The organism is Rhizobium atlanticum, from assembly GCF_030182485.1.
GTDB lineage: Bacteria > Pseudomonadota > Alphaproteobacteria > Rhizobiales > Rhizobiaceae > Rhizobium.
The window spans coordinates 36,344-51,232 of sequence record NZ_JAQJCJ010000023.1 but is presented as its reverse complement, the minus strand read 5'-3'; the positions used below and the strand labels follow the sequence as shown (position 1 = coordinate 51,232).

At 63.3% G+C, this 14,889-nt stretch carries 13 protein-coding genes; 4 read left to right on the top strand and 9 right to left on the bottom strand.

Features of this window, described 5'->3' with window-relative positions; genetic code table 11:
• Positions 1 to 2: 2 nt before the first annotated feature.
• Genes PH551_RS27525 through thrC form a run of 4 tightly spaced genes read right to left on the bottom strand, consistent with a single transcriptional unit; the run spans position 3 to position 6,278 of the window.
• Positions 3 to 2,915: a sensor domain-containing phosphodiesterase gene (locus PH551_RS27525; protein WP_285195853.1), complete on the bottom strand. Its 2,913-nt coding sequence runs from the start codon at positions 2,913 to 2,915 to the stop codon at positions 3 to 5.
• Positions 2,912 to 3,526, bottom strand: a complete 615-nt coding sequence (locus PH551_RS27520) for a GNAT family N-acetyltransferase (RefSeq protein ID WP_285195851.1) — start codon at positions 3,524 to 3,526, stop codon at positions 2,912 to 2,914. Before PH551_RS27520 ends, PH551_RS27525 begins: the two co-directional genes overlap by 4 nt.
• A gap of 28 nt (positions 3,527 to 3,554) precedes the next feature.
• Positions 3,555 to 4,850: a M16 family metallopeptidase gene (locus PH551_RS27515; protein WP_285195850.1), complete on the bottom strand. Its 1,296-nt coding sequence runs from the start codon at positions 4,848 to 4,850 to the stop codon at positions 3,555 to 3,557.
• Between the two features lie 3 nt (positions 4,851 to 4,853).
• Complete coding sequence (thrC, locus tag PH551_RS27510) at positions 4,854 to 6,278, bottom strand: threonine synthase (RefSeq protein WP_285195848.1); 1,425 nt, start codon at positions 6,276 to 6,278, stop codon at positions 4,854 to 4,856.
• Positions 6,279 to 6,541: 263 nt separating this feature from the next.
• On the opposite strand from thrC, the gene PH551_RS27505 reads away from it, so the two are divergent.
• Positions 6,542 to 7,189 carry a hypothetical protein gene (locus PH551_RS27505; protein WP_285195874.1) on the top strand — a complete coding sequence of 216 codons (648 nt, stop codon included), beginning with the start codon at positions 6,542 to 6,544 and terminating at the stop codon, positions 7,187 to 7,189.
• Between the two features lie 1,592 nt (positions 7,190 to 8,781).
• Here PH551_RS27505 and PH551_RS27500 read toward each other — a convergent pair.
• Together PH551_RS27500 and PH551_RS27495 are read right to left on the bottom strand one after the other, a co-directional pair.
• Positions 8,782 to 9,471 carry an HAD family hydrolase gene (locus tag PH551_RS27500; protein ID WP_285195847.1) on the bottom strand — a complete coding sequence of 230 codons (690 nt, stop codon included), beginning with the start codon at positions 9,469 to 9,471 and terminating at the stop codon, positions 8,782 to 8,784.
• 156 nt (positions 9,472 to 9,627) lie between these two features.
• Positions 9,628 to 11,019, bottom strand: a complete 1,392-nt coding sequence (locus PH551_RS27495; protein WP_285195846.1) for an MFS transporter — start codon at positions 11,017 to 11,019, stop codon at positions 9,628 to 9,630.
• A gap of 118 nt (positions 11,020 to 11,137) precedes the next feature.
• Between PH551_RS27495 and PH551_RS27490 the strand changes: the two genes are divergently transcribed.
• Entirely contained in the window at positions 11,138 to 12,037 is a 900-nt protein-coding gene (locus tag PH551_RS27490; RefSeq protein WP_285195845.1) for a LysR family transcriptional regulator, read from the top strand.
• 215 nt (positions 12,038 to 12,252) lie between these two features.
• Here PH551_RS27490 and PH551_RS27485 read toward each other — a convergent pair whose 3' ends face one another.
• Genes PH551_RS27485 through PH551_RS27475 form a run of 3 tightly spaced genes read right to left on the bottom strand, consistent with a single transcriptional unit; the run spans position 12,253 to position 13,677 of the window.
• Positions 12,253 to 12,696, bottom strand: coding sequence for a hypothetical protein (locus PH551_RS27485; RefSeq protein ID WP_097597665.1), 444 nt, complete (start codon positions 12,694 to 12,696; stop codon positions 12,253 to 12,255).
• A 9-nt stretch (positions 12,697 to 12,705) separates the two neighbouring features.
• Complete coding sequence (locus tag PH551_RS27480; RefSeq protein WP_285195844.1) at positions 12,706 to 13,050, bottom strand: hypothetical protein; 345 nt, start codon at positions 13,048 to 13,050, stop codon at positions 12,706 to 12,708.
• Between the two features lie 54 nt (positions 13,051 to 13,104).
• Complete coding sequence (locus tag PH551_RS27475; RefSeq protein ID WP_085777238.1) at positions 13,105 to 13,677, bottom strand: hypothetical protein; 573 nt, start codon at positions 13,675 to 13,677, stop codon at positions 13,105 to 13,107.
• A 254-nt stretch (positions 13,678 to 13,931) separates the two neighbouring features.
• Here PH551_RS27475 and PH551_RS27470 point away from each other — a divergent pair, with 254 nt between their 5' ends.
• Positions 13,932 to 14,153: a hypothetical protein gene (locus PH551_RS27470; RefSeq protein ID WP_221113489.1), complete on the top strand. Its 222-nt coding sequence runs from the start codon at positions 13,932 to 13,934 to the stop codon at positions 14,151 to 14,153.
• A 270-nt stretch (positions 14,154 to 14,423) separates the two neighbouring features.
• Positions 14,424 to 14,855 carry a hypothetical protein gene (locus PH551_RS27465; protein WP_285195843.1) on the top strand — a complete coding sequence of 144 codons (432 nt, stop codon included), beginning with the start codon at positions 14,424 to 14,426 and terminating at the stop codon, positions 14,853 to 14,855.
• The last annotated feature ends 34 nt before the right edge of the window (positions 14,856 to 14,889 follow it).

Genomic DNA, 14,889 nt, shown 5'->3' with positions numbered 1-14,889 from the left:
GATCACGCCCGTTTCGTCAGCGGAAACCGATCGCGAAGCAGCCGCAGCACCGAATCCGACGGCATCGGCGGGCCGAAGAGATAGCTTTGCCCGTAGCTGCAGCCCATTTTGGCAAGCTCGATCGCATCCTCGTTGGATTCGATTCCCTCGGCCACCACTTTCATCTCGAGCTCGGCCGCCATCGATATCACCGAACGGAGCACGGTTGCCTTCTTGTCGCTGCTGTCGCGCACCAGCGCCTTGTCGAGCTTGATCGTATCGAAGGGGAAGCGGGTGAGATAGGCAAGCGACGAATAGCCGGTGCCGAAATCATCGAGCGCCAGCCCGATGCCGGCTTCCTTGAGCTTCTGCAGAACGAGGCGGGCCTGTTCCGGATTTTCCATCACCATGGATTCCGTCAGTTCCAGCTTGAGCCGCGAGGGCGTGCAATGCGTCTTGGCGAGAACCGAGCGCACATCGTCATAAAGCTCGTTGTTGAGCAGCTGCACACTCGACAGGTTGATCGACACGAAGATTGGCAGTTCGCCGGTCTGGTTCTGCCAACTCATCAGGTCATTGGTCGCCTGTTCGAGCGCGAACATGCCGAGCGCCCCGATGATGTCGGACGCCTCGGCAAGCGGAATGAATTCCGATGGCGGGATATTGCCGCGTTTCGGATGCTCCCAGCGCATCAGCGCCTCGAAGCCGGCGACCTCGACATCTTCAAGCCGGGCGATCGGCTGGTAGACCATCGACAATTCCCTGCGCTCGATGGCGCGGCGCAGGTCTGTTTCGAGCTGCAGCCGGTCGGTGCCGAAGTCGCGGAAGGCCGGCTGGAACGGCTCAACGCGGTTGCCGCCGGCCCGTTTTGCCCGATACATGGCAAGCTCGGCGTCGCTGAGCAGGCCGCTGGCGCTCTCCTGCCGGTCCACCCAGGAGGCGAGCCCGATCGAGGCCGTCAGGATGATCTCACGATTGGCGAAATTGATCGGCACCATGATCGCCTTGCTCACAGCATCGGCGAAATCGGCGACCTTGGCCGGATTGTGCTCGGAGACCAGGATAAGGCCGAACTGGTCTCCGGCAAGCCGCGCCAGCGTATCCTGCGGCTTCATCAGACGCCGCAGGCGCCGCGTCAGCGCAATCAGGATGTTGTCGCCGGCGGCAACCCCGAGGGAATCATTGACCAGCTTGTAGCGGTCGATATCGATCACCATCACAGTCGGGCGCAGCGTCTCGCCGCCCGGCGCCAGCGCCAGCACCGACTGCAGCCGGTCGAGGAAGACCTGCCGGTTCGGCAGGCCAGTCAGATTGTCGTGCAGCGCATCATGCAGCAGCCGCTCGACGGAATTCTTCTGCTCGGTGACGTCGACGATCGTGCCGACACAGCGGATGATCTCGCCGTTGGAGCCGAGCACCGGCCGGGCGCGGATCAAGAGCCAATGGAAATGCCCGTCCTCGGCGCGGATGCGGAATTCGTGATTCAGCCGGCCGCGCCGGTGTTCAAGCAGCACGTCGAGCGTGGCGCGGAAACGGTCGCGGTCGTCGGGGTGTAGCCGCGGCAGCCAGTTGCGCGCCGCTCCGTGCATGGTGCCGGGGGAGAGACCAAGCTTGACCGAGACGTCAGGGATGGTGACGACGCGATCGCGCGCCACGTCCCAATCCCACACCATGTCGCCGGAGCCGGTCAGGGCCAGCGATTGCCGCTCGAGATCGGAAAACAGTCCCTGCTGAAAGGCGCCGCCGGCAAAGGCGTGCTGCATGACGGTGAAGCCGATCAGGAGCACGATCAGCACTAGGCCGCCGCCGAGCGCCGGCTGGATAATGTCGTTGTCCAGCCGTCCGGTCACGGTCAGCCACGCCCCGAACAGCCAGACGAGCGTCAGCGCCCAGGCCGGCACCAGCAGAATGGCGCGATCATAGCGATTGAAGCCGAGATAGATGATGAGCAGCAGGCCAGTCGCGGCTGTCAGCGCAAAGGACAGCCGGGCGATCCCGGCGGCGATCGACGGATCGTAGATCGCCACGCCGAAGAGCAGGGCAAGGCCGAGCACCCAGGCGAGCGTGGCGTAGCCGAGATGGGCGTGCCAGCGATTGAGGTTCAGATAGGTGAAGAGGAAGATGACGAAACTGGAGGCGAGCGCCACTTCGGCGCAGGCGCGCCATATTCGCTGGTCCGCCGAGGCGACGCTGATCAGCTTCCCGAGGAAACCGAAGTCGACGCAGATATAGCCGAGCACTGCCCAGGCGAGCGCCGCCGTTGCCGGCAGCATCGAGGTGCCCTTGACGACGAAGAGGATAGTCAGGAACACGGCGAGCAGGCCGGCAATGCCGAGCACGATGCCGCGATAGAGCGTGAAGGCGTTGATCGTATCCTTGTAGGCGTTCGGTTCCCAGAGATAGATCTGCGGCAGTTGCGGCGTCGACAGTTCGGCGACGAAGGTGATGACGGCGCCCGGATTGAGCGTGATGCGGAAGACGTCGGCCTCGTCGCTGGGCTGGCGGTCGAGCGCAAAGCCTTCGCTCGGGGTAATGGCGATAATGCGCTGCGAACCGAGATCCGGCCAGAACAGCTTGGAATTGACCAGACGGAAATGCGGCGCGACGATGACGCGCTCCAGCTGTTCCTCCGAGACGTTGGCGAGCGCAAACACCGCCCAGTCGCCCTGATGGTTCTCCGAACTCGCCCGGACCTCGATGCGCCGGCGGATGCCGTCGGCGCCGGCGGCCGTGGACACCTGGAAGGCCTCGCCCTGGTTGGCGTAGATTTCGGTCGTCGCCGTCAGGTCGAGCGCGGTATCGTCGCGGGAAATCTTCACCGGTTCGGCCGCCTGCGAAACGCCCGCTGAAAGGGCGAAGACCGCCAGGAAAAGGGCTGCGATCACCGCGATCACTCGTCCGGACGGTGACTTGGGCAGCATGCTGTTTCTGGTCATCGGCTGTCGGTTTTCCTGCCTTTATCCGTATCGGTGGCGAGCCGTGAAAACATCACGTGGTCGTGCCACTGACCGTTGATCTTCAAATATCCGCGCAGATAACCTTCCCGCTGAAACCCGGCCTTTTCAAGCAGGCGCATGCTGCGCGCGTTATCTGGAATACAGGCTGCTTCAATACGGTGCAACTCAAGCCCGGAGAAGATGTAAGGAATAACCAACTGAAGGGCAGCGTACATATGCCCCTGGCCGGCATGGCGTTCGCCCATCCAGTAGCCGATCATGCAGCTTTGTGCCGCACCGCGCCTGATATAGCCGATGGTGATGCCGCCGACGAGCGTCCGGTTTTCCTTGAGGAAGATGAACAGCGGGATCGACTGTCCCGAGGCATATTCCTGCTTGCCGCGGATGACGCGGGCGCGGTAGGCGCCCTCCGTCAGCTCATCGCGCCGCCAGGTCGGCTCCCAGGGTTCGAGGAACTTGCGGCTTTCGGCGCGCAGCCGGTGCCACTGGTTGAAATCCTGATAGCGCGGCAAGCGCAAGAGGTATTTCTCGTTCTCCAGCTCCACCGCATCCGGCTGCCGCGACAGAAACCGAAACACCGATTTTGGCATCGATCACTCCCGGCAGACGGACGTCGGCTCAGCTGGCCTGCATCGTCTTCGGCGCCGGGACCGAAAGCGAGGCGATGATGTCTTCCATCGGCGCGAGCTGTTCCAGCGGCCCGATCGCCGAAAGCGTCGGCACAGTATCGTAGAACAGCCGGCCGGCGAGGTCGGTCAGCCGCTCGATGGTGATGCCCTCCAGCCGTTCCATCATCTCCGGATTGGAGATCGGCCGGCCGTAGAGCATCATCTGCCGTGCGATCTGGCCGGCTCGCGCGGCCGGGCTTTCCTGGCCCATCAGCAACTGGGCGCGGATCTGGGCGCGGGCGCGTTCGATCTCCTTCTGGTGGATCTCGTTGGCAGACTTATGCAGCTCGTCGATGATGACAGGCACCAGCTCCGGCAGGTTTTCGCCGCCGGTGGCGGCATGGATGCCGAAGATGCCGGTATCGGAAAAGCCCCAGTGGAAGGCATAGACGGAATAACAGAGGCCGCGGAATTCGCGCACTTCCTGGAACAGCCTGGAGGACATGCCGCCGCCGAGGATATTGGCGAGGATCTGCGAGCAGTAAAAGTCGCGCGCGTGGTAAGGCTTGCCCTCGAAGCCGAGCAGGATCTGCGCGTCCATCAGGTCGCGCGGCTCGCGCACGCTGCCGCCGATATAACGGGCCGTTTCCATGACCGGCGGCGCCGAAGGCTGCGTCGGCAGGCTGGCGAAACGTTGCTCGACCATGCGCAGAAATTCCTGGTGGTCGACGGCGCCGGTCGCCACCACGAACATGCGGTCGGTCGTGTAATTGCGGCCGAGATAGGTGCGGATCTGCTGGGGCGTGAAGGAGACGACGGTCTGCGGCGTGCCGAGGATCGCGCGCCCGAGCGTCTGATCGCGATAGGCGGCCTCGGAGAAACGGTCGAACACGACGTCGTCGGGCGTGTCGTTGGCGGCGTTGATCTCCTGCAGGATCACCTGCTTCTCGCGCTCCAGTTCCTCCTCCTCGAAGGCCGATTCCGTCAGGATGTCGGCGAGAATGTCGACGGCGAGCGGCACGTGGTCCTTGAGCACCCGAGCATAATAGGAGGTCGTTTCGGTCGAGGTGGCGGCATTGACCTCGCCGCCGACATCCTCGATCTCCTCGGCAATCTGGCGGGCCGAGCGGCGCGCCGTGCCTTTGAAGGCCATGTGTTCGAGCAGGTGGGCGATGCCGTGCTCATCTTCCGTCTCGTTGCGCGATCCCGATTTGATCCAGACTCCGAGCGCAACGCTTTCCAGGTGCGGCATGGTTTCTGTGACTACTGTCAGCCCGGATTTGAGCCGGGTGCACTCAACTGTCATTGGCTATCTTTCTGCGCCTGCCGTCGTCTCGCTGCGGGCGTGTTTGCCGATGAAGGTCTCAACGGCTTTCAGCTCCGGTTTGATGATCTGGAAACGCTCCTCCCTTTGCATCAGACCAGCAAGCCACGTCGGAAGCGCCGGGTCAATACCGCTGGCCGATTTTACGGCAACCGGGAATTTCGCCGGATGCGCGGTCGCAAGCGTCACCATCGGCGTATTCGGCTTCTCTTTCTTCTTTGCCACGAAGACGCCGATCGCCGAATGCGGATCAAGCAGGTAGCCGGTCTCGGCATGGGTCTTGCGGATCGTCTCGGCCACCTGCCGCTCGCTCGCGCGCCCGGCCCGGAAGTCGCGGCGAATCGCCTTGAGCGCTTGGCCGCCGATCTCGAAGCCGTTGGATTGCCTGAGGCTTTCCATCGCCGCGCGTACCTTCGAGGCGTCTCGACCATAGGCTTCGAACAGCAGCCGCTCGAAGTTCGACGAGATCTGGATATCCATCGACGGCGAGCTTGTCGCCTTCACCGCCTTCATATCGTAGCGGCCGGTCTTCAGCGTCCGCGTCAGGATGTCGTTTTCATTGGTGGCGATGACAAGCCGGTCGATCGGCAGGCCCATGCGCTTGGCGCAGTAGCCGGCGAAGATATCGCCGAAATTGCCGGTGGGCACCGTGAACGAGATCTTCCGGTCCGGGCCGCCGAGCGCCACCGCCGTCGTAAAATAATAGACGATCTGGGCCATGATCCGGGCCCAGTTGATCGAGTTGACGCCGGAGAGACGGACCTTGTCGCGGAAGGCCGCATCGTTGAACATCGCCTTCACGAGGTTCTGGCAATCGTCGAAATTGCCCTCGACGGCGAGCGCATGCACGTTCGAAGAGGTTGAGGTCGTCATCTGCCGCTGCTGCACCGGCGAGACCTTGCCGTGCGGGAAGAGGATGAAGATATCGGTGCGCTCGCGCCCGGCGAAGGCGTCGATCGCCGCCCCGCCGGTGTCGCCCGAAGTGGCGCCGACGATCGTCGCCCGCTCGCCGCGCTTTTCCAGCGCATAATCCATCAGCCGCGCCAGCAGTTGCATCGCCACGTCCTTGAAGGCGAGCGTCGTACCGTGGAACAGTTCCATGACGAAGCTGTTCGGCCCGGTCTGGATGAGCGGCGCGATCGCCGGATGGCGGAAGGTGCCGTAGGCCTCGTCGATCATTGCCCGGAAGGTCGCCTCGGGGATCTCGCCATTGGTGAAGGGCGAGAGAATGGTGAAGGCGATCTCCTGATAGGTCTTGCCCCTGAGCGCACGGATCTCCTTCTTGGAGAAGTGAGGCCATTCACGGGGAACATAGAGCCCGCCGTCGCGCGCCAGCCCGGTCAAGAGGGCGTCGCAAAAGCCGAGGGAAGGGGCCTCGCCGCGGGTCGAGATATAGTCCACGTTCATCATCCTTGATCTATCGCTGAAAGACATCGGGCCGGGCGCGGCCATGGCTTGCCTTGCCGGAAACCGAGAAGGCGTGGCCCTGCGGACATACGATCGCCGTTATCTTGTTGAAGTTGCCCGCATCCGGCGGCGAAAAGTGCATCAAAACGGCGCGTACCCAATCGATTTTTGTTTGAGCCGCTGATATAGACCATCGCAAACCGTCGTGAAAGGCCTCACGCAAAAGACATGGGGCCGCCAAGAAACGCTTGTGCAAGGGGTGGAATATCGTGCTCGGCAAGGTCTCGCGTCTCATCGTCTCCGCTTCTCTTGTCGGCCTGCTCGCCGGCTGCAATTCGCTCGGCATCGGCGGCGACAGCAAACCGGAGGCTGCGCCCGCCCAGCCAAACGGCAACGCCCAGATCATGCCGCTGGCACCCGCCAACCCCTCGTCGAACAATCCTTCGATCGGCACTGCCAAGACCGCGCAGGGCACGACTGCCCCGGTCGTCCAGGGCGCCTGCCCGCAGATCTTCATGCGCGATCAGGATGCGATCTTCCGCACCTATGCCAAGGGCAAGAAGGACGATCCGCAGCAGATCGCCGTCCAGGCCGCCTTCGGCGATTACACCCGCCAGTGCATGCTGAACGACACGAACCTGACGATGACGGTCGTCGCCCAGCTGCGCCTGATCACCGGCCCGGCCGGCGCCCCCGGCCCGGTGACGCTGCCGATCCGCGTCAGCGTTCTCGACGGCGAGAATGTGCTCTACTCCGAGGTCACTAAATTCCCGACTGAAATCCCGGCGGGCTCGCCGGGCACGCAGGTCATCTTCCGCAAGGAAGGCATCAAGATGCCCGTCGGCGCCGGCGCCCTGGTGCGCGTCAACGTCGGCTTCGACACCCAGCCGGCCAAGAGCAAGAAGAGCAGCTGAGTTACTGCCGGGAAAAGTAGGAGCGTTTGGAGCAGCGTTCCCTTGATTGGGTGCCTTTCACCCAGCGCCGCTGGTGCGTTTGGCGAGAACGCCAACCCTACACTCCGTCATCCCAGGGCTTGACCCTGGGATCCACGACCCGGCATTCGGCTTCTGTGATTTTCCTGCAGTTGGATGCCGTGCCTTTCCACGCCGTGCCCGCCGCATGGATCCCAGGGTCAAGCCCTGGGATGACGGAGGAGAGGTGGTGCCGCGATCGATAACTCCGCGGCGCGGAGAGAGGTGGTGCCGGATGCATTAGCCCGCCGGCGCATCAGAGGTGGTGTCTGGGCACATCGGCTCAGCAGCCACGATGAAGCGACGGCAGATGCGGCGCTTCGGCAGGAGCGTCCTTCACAAACCTCAGCGACGTCTCTGGGCACATCGGCACAGCTACGGCGATGAAGCGACGCCAGATCCGGCGCCCACAAGCTTCGGCGAAAGAGACGTCTCACAAGCTGCTTCGGCGGTACGTTTGGCAGGAGCGTCCTTCACAAACCTCGGCAATAGCAACGTCTCACAAGCTGCCGCCGATGCGTTTGGCGAGAACGCCAACCCCACACTCCGTCATCCCAGGGCTTGACCCTGGAATCCACAACCAAGCACGCGGCCTCAATAATTTCCTGCAGCTGCACTCCATCGCTCCTGACGCCGTGCCCGCCGCATGGATCCCAGGGTCAAGCCCTGGGATGACGGAGGAGAGGTGGTGCCGCGATCGATAACTCCGCGGCGCGGAGAGAGATGGTGCCGGATGCATTAGTCCGCCGGCGCATCAGAGGTGGTGTCTGGGCTCATCGGCACAGCTCCGACGATGAAGCGACGCTAGATCCGGCGCCCACAAGCTTCGGCGAAAGGGACGTCTCACAAGCTACGGCCGCCGATGCGTCTGGCGAGAACGCCAACCCCACACTCCGTCATCCCAGGGCTTGACCCCGGGATCCACGGCCAAGCACGCGGCTTCAATAATTTCCCTGCAGCTGCACTCCATCGCTCCTGACGCAGCGCCCGCCGCATGGATCCCAGGGTCAAGCCCTGGGATGACGGAGGAGAGGTGGTGCCGCGATCGATAACTCCGCGGCGCGGAGAGAGATGGTGCCGGATGCATTAGTCCGCCGGCGCATCAGAGGTGGTGTCTGGGCTCATCGGCACAGCTCCGACGATGAAGCGACGCCAGATTCGGCGCCCACAAGCTTCGGCGAAAGCGACGTCTCACAAGCTGCTTCGGCGGTACGTTTGGCAGGAGCGTCCTTCACAAACCTCGGCAATAGCAACGTCTCACAAGCTGCGCCGCCGATGCGTTTGGCGAGAACGCCAACCCCACACTCCGTCATCCCAGGGCTTGACCCTGGGATCCACGACCCGGCATTCGGCTTTTGTAATTTTCCTGCAGTTTGATGCCGTGCCTTTCCACGCCGTGCCCGCCGCATGGATCCCAGGGTCAAGCCCTGGGATGACGGAGGAGAGGCGTTGCCGGGAGGCATACGCCCGTCGGCGTGGAGGAGGGGCGTGCCGCGACCGCATCGGGCCCAGCAGCCGAGCGAATGGCCGAGGCCTTAAAGCACGCCTTCCCAGGCGGCCAGCGCGGCAACGACGCCCGGCAGGTCGTTCATGCGTGAGATCACCGTCTCGGCGCCGGCATCGGTCAGTTTGTCGGCATGGGCGGGGTAGCTGTGCGAGGCGCCGGTGAAGCCGATGACGCGCATGCCGGCGGCGCGGGCGGCGTGCACGCCGTGGACGGAATCCTCGACCACGACAGTCTTGTCGGGTGAAACACCCATGCGGCTTGCGCCGTGCAGGAAGATATCCGGCTTCGGCTTGACGCGGTCGGGGCCGAGGTCCTTGGCGGAGAAGATGTTCGGCGCAAACAGCGGCTTCAGGCCGACCTTGCCCAGCATCATGTCGAGACGCTTCGTGCTCGAATTCGAGCAGATGCAGCGCTTCATCGGCAGCCTGGAGACGGCGAATTCGACGCCCGGGATCGCCTTGACGTCATTCGCCAGCCTGATGTCGAGCAGCTTCTCGGACTTGTCGAGCAGCGATGCCGAAAACGGGATGCTCGCCTCACGCTCGATCTGCAGCAGAATATTTTGCCAGGTCATGCCGGCGAAACGCTCGCCCATCTCCTCGGCGCCTATCGGATACCCTGCTTCCGTCAAAAGCGCGGATTCGACTTCCGCCGCGATGATCTCGGAATCGACGAGAACGCCGTCGCAATCGAAAATGATGAGGTCGAAGCCGTCCATATGTTCACGCCTTGCTGAAAGTCTGGGTCTTATCCGAGGATACTGGGGCTTTACACGATGGCCAGCCAAAGCTCAACCGGATCCCAAGCATGGCTGCGATGCGGCAGGTGATGGACTCCGTGAAGCCCGCTTCCACCCGGACGACCAGAAGCGCGTTCAGGTCGGTCCTGGCTGTCCCGCCACTTCGTAGCGCGCCCGGCTCAGGCTGACCAAACCGGCTGCGGCAGCGCAGCCGCCCGATATGACCACCGCAAAGTCGAGTGCCGTCGACAACGGCAATGTTGCAAATAGGATTGACATGGAGATCCCGCCCAGGGTTTGGCCGAGAAGCCGCGCGGTGCCCTGCATGGCGCCGGCCGCACCGCTTCTGGCTTTCGGTGCCGAAAGAAGCAGAACGCGGTTGTTCGGCGTCTGGAACAATCCGAAACCGAGGCCGGCGACCACGGTGCCGACGACAAAGGCGATGCCGCGCGGATCGGGCGGCGTCAGGCCCGCCACCAGCAGACCAAGCGCCAACAGCGCCCCGCCGATGGCGCAAAGCCATGCCGTCTTGACGCGGTTTGCCAGGCGTCCGGAGACGGGCGCAATGATCGCAGTCGCGGCCGGCCAGGCCATCATGTAGAGACCGGCCAGAACCGGCGTCATGTGCAGCCTGTGCTGCAGGTAGAAGGGGAGCGCGATGGTGCCCAGCATCTGACCGCAGAAGCAGAAAATCGAGGCGATGACCGATACGCGGAATGCCGGTGCGGCCAGGAGATCGGTCGGAATGAGCGGGACGTCACTGTTCCGTTCGAGGCGCAGCAGGCTGAACAGGCAGGCGAGCGACGCCACGATGAGGGCGGCACCGCTGACCGGCGCGGTCGCAATCCGGTCGGCGCCTGAAAAGAACAGGATGAACATCGCTGTATTGGCCAGCAACACCTTCGCATTCAGCTTCCGCTTCGCGCCTTCGACCTGCCCCAGCAGGCCGCCGCCGAAGAGAACGATCATGCCTAGCGGTATGTTGACCGCAAACAGCCAGGGCCAGTTCGTAACGGAAAGGATGGCGCCGGCAAGGCCCGGGCCCGCCGCCGAGGAAATGGCGATGATCATGGCATTGACGCCGATGATCGGACCCAGCATGTGCTGCGGCAGGGCCTGGCGCAGGTTCATCATCGCGAGGGCCATGATCGCGCCCGCGCCAAGGCCCTGCGCGAAACGAGCAAGGATCAGCACGGGCAGATCGCCCGCCAAGGCGCAGGCTGCGGACGCCGCGGTAAACAGCGCGACGCCGATCAGGAAGACCCTGCGCGCGCCGTAGATCTCGCCGAGCGCCCCGCAGGGAAGAATGGCGACGAGCACGGCCAGCTGATAGGCGGAGACGACCCATACGGTGCTATCCGCTTGCGCGTGCAGCGAAAGCGCGATCGAAGGCAAGGCGACATTGGCGATCGCCCCATCCAGAACGACGAGAACAATTGCCAGAAGCAGGAGGGCGACAGCCAGGTACCGTCGGGGTGACGCCAGGCCATCTTGAGAGATCGGGGGGGGGGTGCAGGTGAGGGACATGGAAACTCCGGGATGCTTATGGGATGGCCGATTCATTAGCCCTCGTCGATCTCCTGCGCCAGACGCAACTGAAGCAATTGACCGTTGCATACAGCGCCATGCCTGATAGAATAGCGCCATGTCCGATCTCGATTTCAATCTTCTGGTGGCGCTGGATGCGTTGCTGCGCGAGCAGAGCGTATCGGCCGCCGCTCGCCGGCTTGGCCTCAGCACATCGGCCATGAGCCGGACGCTGTCGCGCTTGCGGGCGGCACTCGGCGATCCGATCCTGGTGCCGGCCGGGCGCGGCATGGTCGCTACACCGCATGCCCTGGCGATTGCCGAAGAGGTGCAGGTGTTGAAGGACGCCGTGAAAGCGGTGCTGAGTCCGCCATCGACCGTGGAAATCCGGGAAGTGCGGCGCGACTTCACCATCCGTGCCAATGAGGCCTTCGTGCTTCTCTACGCCGCCGATCTCAGCGCCGCCGTGACTAACGCCGCACCGGGGATAAGGCTTCGTTTTGCGCCACGATCGGACAAGGACGTTCAGGCTTTGCGGGACGCGGCAATCGATTTGGATATCGGTGTCTTGCCGCGCGACGGCGGGGAGCTGCGTTGCCAGAGCCTTTTCGAGGACCGGTTCGTCGGTGTCGCAAGGGCGGGGCATCCGATCTTCGATGCAGGGCTAACGGCTGCGGGCTATGCCGCCTGTGGTCATGTGGTCTTCTCGCCGCAAGCGGACTATGCCGGTCCCGTCGACAGGGCGCTCGCCGAGCTGGACCTTTACCGGGATGTCAGGCTGATCGTCCCGAGTTTCCCGGCGGTGATCGCCGTTGCAGCGGCTTCCGATCTGATCGGCTCTATCCCGAAGTCCTATTGCAAGTCTTCCCCGGTCAGCGGGATCAGGACCTTTGACCTGCCAGTCGCCGTGCCGGTTTTCAACATCGTCCAGGCCTGGCACCCTCGCATGGATGCAGATCCCGCCCATCGCTGGTTGCGGGCGCTGATTTTCGAGACTTTCCACAACGCCATGAACTGAGGAAGCGAGGCACGCCGCAGGCTGCGCCGAAGCTGTCGAACGCAGCTTGAATCGGGAAACGAGCTCACGCAGCTTTGCAGCTCCACAGGTTGTAGCGGTCTCGCTCGATGGATGAATGCTCTGTGTTGGCGGCGGGGAGGACCGACATTGAGCGCCGGTCCGCAATGGCGGCGAGGCACGGCTCACCTTGTTCAAGAGAGGTGAGCCCACTTACCTTATTGTTGCGGCAAGATGATCTTCTGAGTGGTCGTGCCTTTCACCGGCTTCTCGCCGGGAACATGCGACATCGTACGCGTTGTGCTTTGCAAGCTGTCGCCGTCCGTGCTGGTCTTGGTGCGCGACTTGCTGAACGTGCCCTGGTCGACCGCCTGGGCCTTGGTCTGCGCCTTCAGCTTGTCGCCATTGTCATTGATGTGGGTCTTGCTTTGCGCCTTTCCGTCGACCGTCGCGGCACTTCCGCCGGATCCGATCGACGATGTCGTGCCGCCGTCAGTCTGGCAGGCGCCGGCCGTCCCGACGGAGCTCGCGGATGTGCCGCCGACAGCAGCGCTTCCCGCCGTTCCCACGGTTCCTGCGGCGTTACACTCTTCTGCAAGAACGGCCGGGCTCGATGCGAGCAGTGCGATCGAGGCGGCAGCGATAAGATTGATAGGTTTCATTGCCATCTCCTATTTTTGCGGTTTCGTCACCGAACAGGTTCCATCGGAGCGTTTGGTGATGACGGTGCCGTCGGGCCGGGTAACGCTGGCGGTCGAATAGCTGTCGACGCTTCCCGAACTCGACGAGGATCCGGCGGAGGCCGATGACGAGGTGGAGCCGGCCGAACCGCTCCCCGTCGTGGTCGACGAGGACACATGCCCGTTGCCGGCGGTGACGGTAGTGGACATGTCGCCCGCCTGGGACTGGACGACGGTGCACGTCGTTCCGTCGTCGAGCTTGATCTCCTCGGCCATGGCCTGCCCGCCGATCGCCACGAGCGATGCCGTCAATGCGATTGTCGGAAATCTGGTCATTGCTTTCATCTCCAAAGGTTTTGGCCGGCGCCATCAAGGCGCCGGCCGACATCGTCAGCAACCTTTAGTGCCAGCGGCGTCCTTCTTGACCTGGCCCGGTGCGCAGCCTTTCTTGCCTTTGTTGTCGTGCGAAGAGCCTGCAGCACTGCTGCCGGTGCCGACAGTACTGCCGGTCTTGTCTCCATCCGCCGACGATGCGCCGGTTCCGACACTCGAAGCGGAATTGGCATCGCCCGAACCTGCGGCGCTACCGCCGGTTCCCACGCTGCTGCTGGACGTGCCGCCGCCGGCCGATGAACCGCCGGTGCCGAGCGTCGAAGCAGAGCCCGAGCCGGACCCCGAACCAGCAGCGCTACCGCCGGTGCCGACGGAACTGCTGGATGTGCCGCCGCCAGCCGACGAGCCGCCGGTGCCGAGGGTCGAGGACGAGCCGGAATTGCAGTTGGTCGTGCCGGCCGGGCAGGTGCCCCCGGCAGAGCTGCCACCAGTACCGACGGTGCTGCTCGCAGTTCCGCCGCCTGCCGACGAACCGCCGGTTCCGACCGTGCTTGACGATTGGGCGTAGCCGGACGCCGCCGTGCCGGCCAGAAGGGCCGCTGCCAATGCCAGATGTGTTACCTTCATCATAGGATATTCCTCCGTTTGTTCTTGAAGCGCTTTCGCATCCGGAGTGGATGGATAGCTCCATGGCAAACTTCGGTTAAACCTCACTGTTCCTCTCTTAAGCCCTCGGTCGGATAAAACCCCGACTTTGGTCTGATCCCGATCGCGATCGGCTGGCGGCGAAGAAATTAGCAATGCTGTTCTGCAGCGGCGCGACACGAGCAGCGTTGCCTGTCCAAGGGCTTGATCCTACTATGGGCGACAAGAGGAGGGGGACCATGAGGCTGTCAGCTCTTTTTCAATCAGCGGCGGCCGCAGCGCTGCTATTTGCCTTCACGTCCGCCGATGCCACCGCCAAGGGCGGCAAGCACCACAATCACAAGAGCTGTGCGCAGCTGCAGGCGATGATGGATCATGGTTTGACCGGCGGAAAACATGCCGGCGACGGGCCTGAAAGGAAGGCAAAGATCGAAAAGAAGATGCGGAAAAAAGGCTGCTAGCTTGATGGCTTCGCGCGCCGGCAAAGGACGCCGGATGGAGCCCGCACTCGTGCCGAATGCGAGCGTGGCTCGACCGGAGCGGGCGCGCAGGGGCGGCAACTCAAGCGAGGCGAGTGGGAAATCGATGAAATTCGGTCGATCGGCAACCAGCTACATTGCCAGGACTACCTTTGGACTTTTCGTGCACTAGATGGCGCTCCGGGAAAATGAAACCACCGCCGCCGTGGGAGGGACGCGGCATGCCCGAAAGTGAACGAAGAGGAAGACTGTATGACGATCGAGGATATCATTGAAACCCTGGAAAGGACGGATATGCCCGACGGCCGGATCGACGCCTTCATCACCTGCGCCTTTATGCTGAAGCAGTTCCGGCCGGCCGAGCCGAAGGATTTCAACGGCCCTCGCGACTACCTGCCGAGCAGCATCAGGTCTGAGCACGGCTTCCTGATGGCGCGGCCGTTCACCCATGACGTGAATCACGCCATCGATCTATGCCGGGAAATTCGGCCGGATGCGATCTGGCACCTCGCCCGCGCCCGACAGACGCCGGATGATCCGCTTTACGGTGCTCAACTGCGTGAAACGGCGGAAGGCCAAAGCGTCCTGGGTGAAGCCGAGAGCAATCACGCGGCGTTGGCGCTGACGCTGGCGGCGCTGCGGGCGCATGTGCGGCAGGAAGGTGAAAAGACCGCAAGGGCATAATGGAGCACCGTCCGCAACTTCGTGGCAGGTTTTT